This is a genomic window from Ignavibacteriales bacterium (genome assembly GCA_016214905.1).
Classification (GTDB): domain Bacteria; phylum Bacteroidota; class Ignavibacteria; order UBA10030; family SZUA-254; genus PNNN01.
Map to the genome: position 1 here is coordinate 1,021,515 of JACRMQ010000007.1, position 12,817 is coordinate 1,034,331.

Annotated in this window: 12 protein-coding genes; 8 read left to right on the forward strand and 4 right to left on the reverse strand. The window is 38.0% G+C overall.

The window, feature by feature from the left end; genetic code table 11:
- Positions 1-15: 15 nt before the first annotated feature.
- The 3 genes from HZB59_11435 to HZB59_11445 all read right to left on the reverse strand — a co-directional run bounded on the left by HZB59_11435 (position 16) and on the right by HZB59_11445 (position 2,269).
- Complete coding sequence (locus tag HZB59_11435; protein ID MBI5022037.1) at positions 16-831, reverse strand: hypothetical protein; 816 nt, start codon at positions 829-831, stop codon at positions 16-18.
- A 190-nt stretch (positions 832-1,021) separates the two neighbouring features.
- The gene (locus HZB59_11440; protein MBI5022038.1) at positions 1,022-1,966 is read right to left on the reverse strand and encodes a site-2 protease family protein; all 945 of its coding nucleotides are present in this window, start codon (positions 1,964-1,966) and stop codon (positions 1,022-1,024) included.
- 72 nt (positions 1,967-2,038) lie between these two features.
- On the reverse strand, positions 2,039-2,269 hold the full coding sequence (locus HZB59_11445) for a hypothetical protein (GenBank protein MBI5022039.1): 231 nt from the start codon (positions 2,267-2,269) through the stop codon (positions 2,039-2,041).
- 604 nt (positions 2,270-2,873) lie between these two features.
- On the opposite strand from HZB59_11445, the gene HZB59_11450 reads away from it, so the two are divergent.
- Both HZB59_11450 and HZB59_11455 read left to right on the forward strand, forming a co-directional pair.
- Positions 2,874-3,668, forward strand: a complete 795-nt coding sequence (locus tag HZB59_11450) for a hypothetical protein (GenBank protein ID MBI5022040.1) — start codon at positions 2,874-2,876, stop codon at positions 3,666-3,668.
- Between the two features lie 32 nt (positions 3,669-3,700).
- Positions 3,701-4,729: a sigma-54-dependent Fis family transcriptional regulator gene (locus HZB59_11455; GenBank protein ID MBI5022041.1), complete on the forward strand. Its 1,029-nt coding sequence runs from the start codon at positions 3,701-3,703 to the stop codon at positions 4,727-4,729.
- Between the two features lie 54 nt (positions 4,730-4,783).
- On the opposite strand, the gene HZB59_11460 is transcribed toward HZB59_11455, so the two are convergent.
- Positions 4,784-5,884, reverse strand: a complete 1,101-nt coding sequence (locus HZB59_11460; protein MBI5022042.1) for a glycosyltransferase — start codon at positions 5,882-5,884, stop codon at positions 4,784-4,786.
- Between the two features lie 100 nt (positions 5,885-5,984).
- Between HZB59_11460 and udk the strand changes: the two genes are divergently transcribed.
- From udk to nuoI, 6 genes are all read left to right on the forward strand, one after another.
- Entirely contained in the window at positions 5,985-6,614 is a 630-nt protein-coding gene (gene udk / locus HZB59_11465) for a uridine kinase (GenBank protein ID MBI5022043.1), read from the forward strand.
- 103 nt (positions 6,615-6,717) lie between these two features.
- Positions 6,718-8,004 (forward strand): insulinase family protein, encoded by a 1,287-nt coding sequence (locus HZB59_11470; protein ID MBI5022044.1) that lies wholly within the window; start codon positions 6,718-6,720, stop codon positions 8,002-8,004.
- Positions 8,005-8,104: 100 nt separating this feature from the next.
- Complete coding sequence (locus HZB59_11475; GenBank protein MBI5022045.1) at positions 8,105-9,541, forward strand: aminotransferase class I/II-fold pyridoxal phosphate-dependent enzyme; 1,437 nt, start codon at positions 8,105-8,107, stop codon at positions 9,539-9,541.
- 41 nt (positions 9,542-9,582) lie between these two features.
- Positions 9,583-11,262, forward strand: coding sequence for a molybdopterin-dependent oxidoreductase (locus HZB59_11480; GenBank protein ID MBI5022046.1), 1,680 nt, complete (start codon positions 9,583-9,585; stop codon positions 11,260-11,262).
- Between the two features lies 1 nt (position 11,263).
- On the forward strand, positions 11,264-12,283 hold the full coding sequence (gene nuoH / locus HZB59_11485) for an NADH-quinone oxidoreductase subunit NuoH (protein ID MBI5022047.1): 1,020 nt from the start codon (positions 11,264-11,266) through the stop codon (positions 12,281-12,283).
- Positions 12,280-12,777, forward strand: a complete 498-nt coding sequence (gene nuoI / locus HZB59_11490) for an NADH-quinone oxidoreductase subunit NuoI (protein MBI5022048.1) — start codon at positions 12,280-12,282, stop codon at positions 12,775-12,777. Before nuoH ends, nuoI begins: the two co-directional genes overlap by 4 nt.
- Positions 12,778-12,817: the final 40 nt, after the last annotated feature.

Below are 12,817 nucleotides of genomic sequence, written 5' to 3' on the forward strand. Positions count from 1 at the left end.
TTGAAAAAGGAGTACTCAAGGTAAAATTGTAATAGTATGTAATAACGAATCTGAAACAGCGCCCGATTTATCGACAGCTCTAAATAAAAATATTTGATCGCCGAGCCGAGCTGTAGAATCTATACTCAGAATCCGCGAGAAAATTCCATCTAATGCAATATTGTCTCCATCACGACTTTTATCACCATCGTCATAAAGATAGATTGGGCTGGTTTCAGTGGGGTAAATTCTTTTGATATAAACAGACTCTAGATCGTTATATCCATCTGAATCATTCACGGTAGTATTAAAAAATAACAATTCAATACCAGTGGCAGGGCGGGTTAATGTATCCGGCGCTGTATAATTTATTAACTGTGGTTTACTATTATTTCGTGTTATATATAAAAATTTTTCAATGGTGTTACTTGATGAAGAATTATCTGATTTCAAAGAGAATGTTAGTCTGAATGCACCTGCATCTCCTCTGTTGATTGTCATCGATACAGAGGATGAAAAATAAATTGAATCTACTCCGACAGAATCGATATCAAACGATATTGTAGAAAATGGTGAGGGGGAAGATGGTTTAAAGATTTGTAAAATGCCGGAGACAGGTTGATGCATTAACTCTTTTGATCCGCTGCCATGGAAATTGATTTTTATTTTGTATTTATTATTTCCGAGATTATCGACACTATTTGTGGTATCGTTATCCAGATCGATAATATTTTGGGTGAATATTACGTTTGATAAATAGGGAGCTTTAGAAACCGGATCAATGATGCTGGTTTTTTCATATTGGCACGAAATCAGCGACAATGATAATAATATTGGGAAGAATTGTTTCATTCTAATTTTTTCTAAGATAAATTTCGAGTACTCCTCACTTAGAAGCAAAAACAGGTGAGAAACACTCCGTATGTTATTATTGAAATTATTATGGATTAAAAAAATAATAACAAGGAGTCAGTTGGTGTCTTTCAATTACTTAAACTAAAATAAGCTAATAAATAAGATAAAGAAAGTCAAGAATTATTCTTTATGGAATATCGATGAATGGAATTGGCGAGAAGGATAAAATAAATATGACTAGTGAGAAAAGCCCTAATAATTTCCTCCTGGTTGATAAATGTTCAACAATCGCTGTTTGTGGGTGGTCTAATTTTACGATAAAATACAACATTATCCCCCAAACGAGCCATCCGATTGACGCCGGATAAATTTGAGAGATGATCGCATGGATAACGCTTATTAATCCAGCTAAAATTAGACTGAAAAAGAAAATTCGGGCTACAATTCGATGTATTTTATTTCCAAACATAGCATAAACAATATGCCCACCATCCAATTGACCTACTGGCATAAGATTAAGTCCTGTTACAAACAACCCGAACCAACCGACACATAAATACGGATAATGATAAATCTCATTCATCGGGGGAAAAAACACGGATTTTGGTATAATTTTTTCAAATATCGTGAATAATAAAGAATCACCGAAATATAATCCGTTGGAAGGAATAATATTCAGCGCCTGATACTCAGGGTGGATAGTAAAGATATAATCTTTTTGCGGGAGGGTGAAAAATCCCAAAACCAGAAAAATGATGCTCACACAAAATCCGGCGATGGGACCCGCAATGCCAATATCAAATAAGGCAGATGTTGTACGAGGGGTTGATTTCATTCTTATCAAAGCTCCCATAGTCCCGAACGGATTTATCAAAAACGGTGGTGCAGGGATGAAATAAGGCAGTGTTGTTTCGACATTATGAAATTTTGCAGCGAAATAATGCCCGAATTCGTGGCTGAGTAGAAAAATAAGAATAAAAGATGAATATTGAATCCCGGATGAAAAATTTGACAGTTCTAAAGGATCTTGATTTAACCATTGTACGCCGGCTAAAGTTGTAGTCAAAAATGTAGCTAAAAATAAAATACCGTAGAGAATTAGGTGATAAATTTTCGTTTTTTTATTAATCATCGGGATCTGTTCAGGGGGGCAAAAAAAAGCCCTGAATTACAGAATTCAGGGCTTAAATAATTAGATTCTTTGTTACGGTTTTGGTGAATCCGGAAGTAGTGGGATGGTACTCTTCGGTTTTGGTGAATCTGGTAACAATGGAATTGTACTCTTCGGTTTCGGTGAATCCGGAAGTAGTGGGATAGTACTTTTCGGTTTCGGTGAATCCGGAAGTAATGGAATCGTTGAAGCGAATGAAATAAGGATATTCGCTACTAAAACCATCAATATTGTAATAAATATTGCTCTAAATTTTTTAAACATGATACATCTCCTTATAATTGTGTCGTAAATTAATTTATTCTAGCCTAAATGGGGGTATCGAAGGAAAATTTACTTATCAAATATAGAATGAATGAGGTTTCCTATCAATAAAAATCTTGAAATTTCGCTAAAAATTATTACGAATATTCGTTTGTGAGATATATCACCTTTTTATTTATATATAAAATTATTTGCGAATGCCCTTGACATATCAACGGCTTTTGTATATATTCTAGTATTAAAATATCAACGAATATTAGCGAGAATAATGCGTCAAAGTTTCAAAATTATATTGATTTGGGGAATGATCCTTTTTATTTATTTTGTATCACTCTCTCTTTTTTCTACATCAACGTCCCCGTTCTCCGCTCATATTAATCAATTAGTTCAATCGTTACTTTTTATCATATCTATTTTTATTCTTCTAAAAGAACCAAATCGTAGAAATCGATTTATATTTTTAAATTTTGCAATATTCTTTAGCTTGTCATTATTTTCTTTGGGATATGATTTCATTCATAGAGATTTATTTATTCAAAAATATTCTCGGCATATATATTTACAATATGTATCAATTGCGTATATTACTCTGAATTCTTTCGCAGTGGTATATTTAGTTATTGATTTACTCTTCCGAGAATTTAAAGTGTTTCAAAAATATTTATGCACCACGTTTATCATCGGCGCAGCTACCCTACTCGTATTTTATCCTTATTTCAGCAATCCAAAATATTTATATGAAACGAATGATATTAAACAGTATAAAACACTCGATGATTTTGTTCAAACTCATCGTTCAGATATAGGATCGAGCGGGCTTGATATAGCATTGCAGGTGACATTAAAATCATGGTCTGATGGTCATGAAGTTGCTGAGTTATTACCTGAGGAGAATTTAAAAAGAATTCAGAGTTTAATACCTTATCTCGAAAAGGATAATTGGAGAATACTACTGTGGGCTCCACTTTACAGACAAATTATTTATATCGAAGTATTAATCATCGGTTTCATACTTCTTTTTTTTGGATACCAATATAAAAAAGATCCACCTCAAGGTGCATATATAGATAAAATTATGTTTCTTGTTTTGCTATTAAGTTCCATGGACATTATTCATAATTGGGGTTTTATTAAAAGTGTTGAGTGGGGATCTATGACCGAATTGTTTACAATCGGTCAGTATATAACGGTATTTGCAGAGCTCATGATGGTTCTGTTTTTTGCCTTGCGACTCAAGTTTATTAGTTCAGTTCAAGGTGAATTTTATGAAACCGAAATTGCAACACATCCTGAGAAAGTTAGCAGATGGAGAGATTGGGTAGATAATTTGGTACTTGCTCAATTTTTTAACTATAAGATTTTTAATGGTAGATTATTTCAGAATCCTTCTGGAAAATAGGTCAATTGCGAATGTATTATTGAGAGGTTAAAATGGAAAAAGAAATTAAAACAAAAAATACTGAAGAGCAGAAAACAACCGGTATGGAATATCCAATTATTGGCAAAAGTCGATCCATAGAACAACTTATCAAGCAAATCAATTCGCTCGCAAAAACTCGTCGTGATGTTTTGGTAATCGGGGAAGCTGGTATTGGAAAAGGGGCGGTTGCAAAAAATATTCATTCAACCGGCAGCCAAGAAGGCGAACACAAACCGTTCATGTCAATTAACCTCTCAGTGCTCGATGATAAAGAATTAGAAGCTGTGCTGTTCGGTTATGAGCGTGGTGGTGATGGATTGCCATACTCTACTAAACGTGGTCTATTCGAGTTGGCTAATGGTGGTACCGTTCTTATCGAGGAAATCGAGGAAGCCAGCTTTCGGAATCAGATGAAAATTCTCTCATTCATGAATGAAAGGGCAACACGCCGCATCGGCAGTGTGAAAGCAGAACCGATAGATATCAGATTGATTGTAACCGTAAAGGAGGATCCAAGAATTCTTGTTGAAAAAAGAAAATTGATGGATGATTTAGTCATTAAGATGAACGATTTCGACAGGATTGTGATTCCACCGCTCAGGGAAAGACCTGAAGATATTCCTCTTCTTATCAAACATTTTGCGAATGAATTGTGTCATGAACTTGGAATTGGTGAACTGGTAATAGATATAAATGCGATTGATGTTTTAGTTAGGCAAACATGGCGCGAGAACATACGTGAACTGAAAGCCGTCGTCGATAAATCGGTTCTCTTTTCAAACAGCGGTCGTTTTATGCTTCCACCCGAGCTCGTGGATGAAAAGACCGAAGTTGTAAAAATGATTAACAACATTGCAAATGGGCAAGATTTTATTCTCGATCGTTCTCTTGATGCGATAGAAAAAGGTATTATTGAAAGGGCGTTACAAAAATTCGCATTTAATCAATCGCGCGCCGCCTCTTTTTTGGGTATGACAGAACAAACTCTCCGCTATAAGCTTAAACGTCTTAATATAGCGAGTGCAAGAACACGCGTTTAATATCTAACAAATATTTTAGTACATTGCCCTTCCATTCCGAAGGGCATTTTTATTTTATGTAAGAGATCTTTTTTTCCAGACCACGTTTCGACTAAAAAATGCGATAAATGGAATAACTAAAACATATATCAAGAAATACAGTAAAAATGGGAATACAAATTTAAAATATTTCCTTACTCTGAATCGTCCTAATATTTTTTCAAGAAAAATCATTTCTCCAATACTTGTTATTACAAATGCAACCGCTGTAATTTTAGGATCCAGGAAAAATAATGATATCAGTATAAGAAACTTAGCCATCCACCCAACAAACATTATCAAATATCCTCTCAAAATCATATCGGTGCCACCAACACCCCACCGTTTTTTTTGACGATATAATTGTTCCCAGCTTTTACAGGCACTGCTCTGTACTAAACAATTTGGTTCAAGAGGGAATTTAATTTTGTACTCCGTTCGTTGTAAGATCGATTGAACCAGGGCATAATCTTCTGTTACACTGAATGGAATATCCTTGTAACCGCCAACCTCTTTGTATGCTTGCATTCTTATGGCAAGATTATTTCCAATCGCAGTTAATGGAATCTTTAAACCCGATGTTGCAGATGCAAGCCCGAAAAGAAATAACCAATCGAGTGCCTGGATCCCCTCGAATGAACGATTTGCGTTTAACAACGTGAATCCACCCACGATACCTGTATCATCACCGAAATATTTTACAGTTTCCTTTACCCAGTTTTTTGGTACGCGACAATCGGCATCTGTGAATAATACTATTTCACCTATCGCTGTTTCCATACCCTGGGCAATCGCATTTGCCTTTCCGCGTAGATTCCCGGTGCCAGTCGTGGTTGTGACCATTCTAAGATTTCTTCCGGTATGAGCAAATGATTGAACTATTTCCGGTGTTTTATCAGTCGATGAATCGTTGACGATAATAATTTCAAATTTATTTTCGGGATAATCGATTTTAAGAAGGGATGTTATGCAATCACCTATGAATTCCTCTTCATCGCGGGCGGCAACCATTATAGTTACATAGGGTTCATACCCGAGTTGTTGTGAAAGATGATCCGATTTCCAAATCCCTATTCGTAGGATTATTAGTTCGATCAGATATATTCCGATTGCGGTAAAAAGTATAATCAACAGCATTAAAAATGATTTTATGAATTCGATGGTTAATGTAAAAAAACATTTCCATCAAAACAATTTTAAGTTGGAATTACACTCGGATTCCATTATATTTATCGTTATGAAAACGCCTCTCGTAATAGGTATTGCCGGTGGAACAGGATCGGGTAAAACCACTGTAACAAAAAAAATCCTGAATTCACTTGATCCAGCTAATGTCGCTGTGCTTCGTCATGATTATTATTACAAAGATCTATCTTCTTTTGGTTCTCTATCACCACAAATGATAAATTTTGATCATCCCGATGCGCTTGAAACCTCACTCCTAATCGAACATCTTCGGGAATTACGATCAGGTAAACCTATCAGACAACCTAACTACGATTATACAACTTACAAACGATTAGATGCTATCTCTGTTATTGAACCAACTGGTGTAATCATCGTTGAAGGAATTCTGATATTCCTTGAGAAAGCATTACGCAAATTAATGGATATTAAAATCTTTGTAGATACCGATGCCGATGAGAGACTTCTACGTCGATTAAAGCGTGATTTATTAGAGCGTGGTCGGTCGATTGAGTCGGTAATGGAACAATATATCTCCACCGTTAAACCGATGCATCTTGAATTCGTTGAACCGTCAAAGAGATGGGCGGATATTATCATACCCGAGGGTGGCGAAAACGAAGTTGCGATAGATATGGTTGTAGTCAAGATTCGAGAGATGTTAGCCCGGAATCCAAAATAATATTTCCCCCTAATTTTGCATGCCGCCTTGTTAATATGGTATTTGATTCCCACCTCTTAATTTGGTATATTTTTTCAAATTTATATTAATTTCTCCCAATCTAATGACAAAAAATTTATCCGGCATCGGTTCACAGATATCTGCATTGCGCACCAATTATAATAAAACGATTCTACCGAACGGGCTTCGAATTGTAACTGAAGAAATTCCTTATGTTCGGTCTGTTTCGGTTGGGGTTTGGATTGATGTTGGATCGCGCGATGAAATTGAATCGACTAACGGAATTACTCATTTCATTGAGCATATGGTATTCAAAGGAACGAAACGATTCAACAATCAGCAGATTGCGCGAAGTTTGGAATCTGTCGGCGGATATTTGAACGCTTTCACAACCAAAGAACATACTTGCTTCTATGCACGGATTTTAGATGAACATGTAGAGCGAGCGTTAGATGTAATTTCAGATTTAATTCAACATCCAACACTCAACATCAAAGAGATTGAAAAAGAAAAATTGGTTGTTTTGGAAGAACTTAAAAACATCGAAGATGATCCCGACGATTTGATTCACGATGTTCTTGACAAAAATGTCTATAGGAAACATTCTCTAGGTTATCCTGTCATTGGAATTGCTGAAAATATTAAGAGTTTTACCCGGGTGCAAATGTTGGAACACATTCAAAACCACTTTACTCCCGACAAAATGGTTATTGCTGCTGCAGGCAATCTGGATCATAAAGCATTTACAGATCTGGTAGCAAAATACTTTATACTCAATTCTAAAAAGAAATTTAGTTCGAATCGTGATCAACATCCGGGGAAGAGTTTCTTAAATACAGAAACGATTGAGAGGCCAATTAATCAAGCGTACGTTTGTATCGGCACCCGCAGTTATAGTATCCACAGCAATATGCGGTATCCGTTGTTGTTGATGAATACAATTTTAGGTGAAGGGATGAGCTCGCGCTTGTTTCAGAACATCAGGGAAAAATATGGTTTTGCTTATTCAATCTTTTCATTTGTCAACCTGTTAAGCGATACGGGTATATTCGGTGTTTATGTAGGTACAGATAACCATAACATCGAACGGTCTCTTGATTTAATATATCGGGAATTGGATAAATTGAAGGATAAGGAAATTAGTAAAGCCGAAATATCGCGAACGAAAGCTCAGATGAAAGGCAGTTTAATGCTTGGGCTTGAAAATATGTCGAACCGAATGATGCGGCTTGGCAGCGGTGAGTTATACTTTAACCAGTATATTTCTCTTGATGAGGTAATTAAAAATATAGATGCGATAAATGCGGACAATGTGCTTGATATCGCGAATAAGTTATTGCACAAAGAAAAATTCTCCACGGTAATATTCAAACCAAAAAAAGAAAATTAATTTCGATTATACTAAAGTGAATTGATACCGCTCAATGATTTCTTAAAACCGATTCTTGTTGCGTCTTTATGATTTTAAGAAGATGAGTGAAAGGAATTTTATGATATATAAATCGTCACTAAATCCTAATCTATTAATCGCTGAGTACGCGGTGAGAGGACCGATAGTAATCAAGGCACAGCAACTTGAAGAGCAGGGAAAGAAAATAATATACTGCAATATCGGGAATCCTCAGGCACTAAAGCAAAGACCTTTGACCTATATCCGGCAGATGTTAAGCTTGGTTGAATACCCTGAACTGATGAACCAATCTGAAATAGTAAGAAGCTACCCGCGTGATATTGTCGCGCGGGCGAAAGAATTTTTAAAAAAACATCCGCATGGAACCGGCGCATACACGCAAAGCGCAGGTATACCTTTCATCAAACAGGCTGTTGCAGACTTTATCAGTAAGCGCGATGGCATTTCTACGAATAAAGATTACATAATTCTAACAGATGGCGCAAGTAAAGGTGTTCAGGCGGCGTTGATGGCGCTTCTGAAAGCACCTCAAGACGGATTTATGATTCCGATTCCTCAATACCCTCTTTACAGCGCAAGCATTTCTTTGTATGGCGGAAAACAAATCGGTTATTATATTGATGAGACGGGACGCTGGCAATTAAATAAAAATATCCTGGAAACGAGCATCGCAAAAGCAAAAGCCGATGGAATCAATCCTGTAGCTATTGCAGTTATTAATCCCGGGAATCCGACCGGCGCGATTCTCTCATTGGAAAATATCAAAATGATAATCGAGTTCGCGAAAAAATATTCACTCTCGATTCTCGCCGACGAGGTTTATCAGGAGAATGTATATGATAAGGAAGTGAAATTCCATTCACTTGCCAAAGTGATGCACCTGATGGGTGAGAAGGATGTTTCTCTATTCAGTTTTCACTCTGTCTCCAAAGGATTTCTTGGAGAATGCGGACACCGTGGAGGTTATACCGAATTCAGAAACATCCCTGCCGATGTCATGGCTGAATTAGTAAAACTCCAATCTATCAGTCTTTGCGCGAATGCGGTTGGGCAAATTGCAACCTACCTCATGGTTGCGCCACCTCAGCCGGGTGATGATAGTTATGATTTGTATGTCAAAGAGAGAGATTATATTTTAAATGAATTAAAAACAAAGGCAGAAATCTTAGGAAGAGATGTCAATAAAATTCCCGGTATGTCGCTTGAAACTCCACAAGGTGCCATGTACGCTTTTGTGAAGTTTGAACTTCCTCATGATCGGAAAATAGTTCTTGATAAAATGAGTGAAGAAGAAAGAATAGCTTATGAGGCGAAGCGGGATTCCGATTATTGCATGGCGTTGCTTGAAGAGACAGGAATTTGTGTTGTTCCCGGGTCCGGATTCGGCCAGATCACAGGTACTCTCCATTTCAGAACAACATTTTTACCACCCAAAGATGAAATCCAAGAATTTGTGGAAAAGTTGAAGAATTTTCATATAATATATACTAATCGTTTGGCTGATTCTTATAAATAAATTTTCTAGTAATTCGAAAGATATAAAGAATATAATATTTCATGGTAAAAATTACGATAGACGAAAAATTATTCGAGGTTGAAAACAATCTTACCATAATCCAGGCGGCACGGCAACATGGCATTCACATTCCGCATTTTTGCTGGCACCCGAAGTTGAGTGTCTCAGGCAATTGCAGGGTTTGTTTGGTGGAAGTTGAAAAAATGCCAAAGCTCGTTATTGCGTGTTCAACTCAGGTAGCAGATGGAATGATTGTTCGCACAAACTCTGATCGGGTGCAGAAAGCACGGAACGCGGTTCTCGAATTCATACTGATAAATCATCCTCTCGATTGTCCGATCTGTGACGAAGCGGGTGAATGCAAACTCCAGGATTACGCATATAAATATAGCGTCGGTGAAAGTCGTTTCGAATTCGATAAGGTGAGAAAACCGAAGCGTGTTGAACTTGGACCAAATGTTATGCTCGACACCGAACGGTGCATAATGTGTTCACGTTGCATACGTTTCTGCGATGAGATTGCTAATAAACCGCAGTTGGTATTTACACAGCGCGGAGATCATGTTGAGTTAACTACATTCCCCGGCCAAAAACTTGATAACGATTACTCAATGAATGTAATCGATCTGTGTCCGGTGGGCGCCCTGACGAGTAAAGATTTCAGATTTAAAGCGCGTGTTTGGGATATGTCTGCGACAGATACAATTTGCGTGGGATGTTCACGAGGATGTAATACAAAAATGTGGGTAAGGAATAATGAAGTGCTACGGCTTACACCGCGTTTTAATTCGTCTGTGAATCAATACTGGATGTGCGATCACGGCAGATTGAATAGTTTTAAAAATGTAAATGCCTCGAACAGGATTAAAGCGCCAATGTTTAGAAAAGATGGGATACTGATTGATGTCGGATGGGATGAAGCGATGGCGCGCGCTGCATCGGAACTCAAGTCGTTCAAGAAGAATGAAATTGCCGCGCTCGGTTCTGCATATTCAACGAACGAAGATAATTTCCTACTTGCGAAGTTGATGAATTACATCGGTGTCCATCGGATTGACTTTATCCCACACGTAGAAGATGGAAAGCAGGACTCATTTTTAATCAACGCAGATAAAACTCCTAATTCTACGGGTGCCCGGTTTGTAGGAATTAAACCTGAATCAAATGAATTTTCTTATCGTGCTATCATAGATGATATCCGCAACGGTAAAGTAAAAGCCCTGTATGCTCTTGATGATGATATCGCCGCTCTTCCCGAAATAGCGGAAGTGCTGCCTAAGTTAGAATTTCTTATAGTTCATGCATCGAATGAAAACGAAACTATCAAGTATGCCGATGTTGTATTTGCAAGTTCCACTTACGCCGAGAAGCATGGGACATTCACTAATTTTGAAGGGAGAGTACAGAGAAACAAACCCGCAGTTTCAACGCTTGAACACGATCGTGTGTTGGATGGGATGCCGTTAAGCCGGTTAGATAAGTTCGGCGCTCACAATGATCGGTGGACTAAAGGTATCAAGCGCGATACACGCGCCACTTGGCGGATCATCAACAGTATCGCGGCAATCTTGGGCGCGAAATGGAAATACAATAAATGTGAAGATGTTTTTGCTGAAATAGCTTCTACAAATTCTTCGTTCAACGGATTAACATACGAAAAAATCGGTGTTTCGGGAGCGTTGTTACAAAAATCTCAAGAGCAAGTAACGGTGAGATCATAATATGGAATTACTTATTTCAATTGTTAAAATTGTAGTTGTGATGGGTGTAATGCTGGGTATTGTTGCGTACATTGTTTTATTAGAGCGACGTCTATCCGCGGCAATACAAAACCGTATCGGTCCCAATCGGGTTGGATGGCAGGGACTTTTACAACCGATTGCCGATGTTATCAAGCTTGTTTTCAAGGAAGATATTGTTCCATATAAAGCCAATCGTTTTATACACGATCTTGCTCCGATTATTTCGCTGGCTGTTGCGCTTACAACATTCGCCGTTGTGCCTTTCGGCGATAAAATAAATTTGTTTGGCTACGATATCAAGTTACAGATCGCGGATGTAAACGTCGGTATACTGTATATTCTCGCGCTCACATCACTCGGAGTTTATGGACTTACACTCAGCGGATGGTCATCTAACAGTAAATATGCATTACTCGGAGGTGTTCGTTCATCAGCTCAGATGATCAGTTATGAACTCTCGATGGGATTGGCAGTTCTAGGTGTTGTTATGATCGCCGGAAGTCTTAAACTGGATGCGATAGTGGAAGCACAGGCAGGATGGAAGTGGAATATATTTCTGCAACCGATTGGGTTCATCACATTTGTAACTACCGCGTTTGCCGAAACGAACCGACTACCTTTTGATTTGCCCGAAGCGGAACCGGAATTAGTCGCTGGATATCATACGGAATATAGCGGTTTAAAATTCGGAGCGTACTACCTTTCCGAATATGCGAACATGTTCGTTTCAAGCGCGATCATCACAACTTTGTATCTCGGCGGATGGCAGATGCCGTTTGTGCATTCATTCGGTTTCTCCGACTTCTGGATTAGTATCATTCAGGTACTTGGTTTTCTTGCAAAGGTAATTATCATCGTATCGTTCTTCATTATAATCCGATGGACGATTCCGCGCTTCCGCTACGATCAACTTATGAATTTAGGTTGGAAGTTCATGCTGCCGATTTCTATATTGAATTTACTTCTGACCGGTGCTGCAGTGTTATGGGGGATTTTATGAAACAAAAACCTATAGTACATCGCAAAGACCTTCACTGGTGGGAACAGTTTTATATTCCTCAGATCATAAACGGGATGAGGATTACTCTGTCTCAGGTGTTCCGTCCGAAGTTTACACGGCAATATCCGGAAGAAAAATGGAATCCGCCTTCTTCATTCCGCGGACGTCCCGTTCTTGTTGAACAAAACGGTGTTGAGCGATGCGTTGCTTGCGGACTATGCTCACGCGTTTGTCCGGCGCTCGCAATCGATGTTCAGGCATCCGAGACTGAACTTTTAAAAGAACGCTATCCTGTTAGATTTGAAATAAATATGCTTCGCTGTATCTTCTGCGGATTCTGTGAAGAAGTCTGTCCCGAAGAAGCAATTGTAATGAGCAAAGAGTTTGAGCTTGTATTCCGTCATCAGGAAGATGCAATATTTGGTAAAGAAAAGCTCTTGCTACCGGCAGACAAACTTAAAGATCGATTGGAGTTCTTAAGAAAAAATAGATAACAAATTTTATTCGTGTGAAAGCTTGGAAGGAGCATGATCA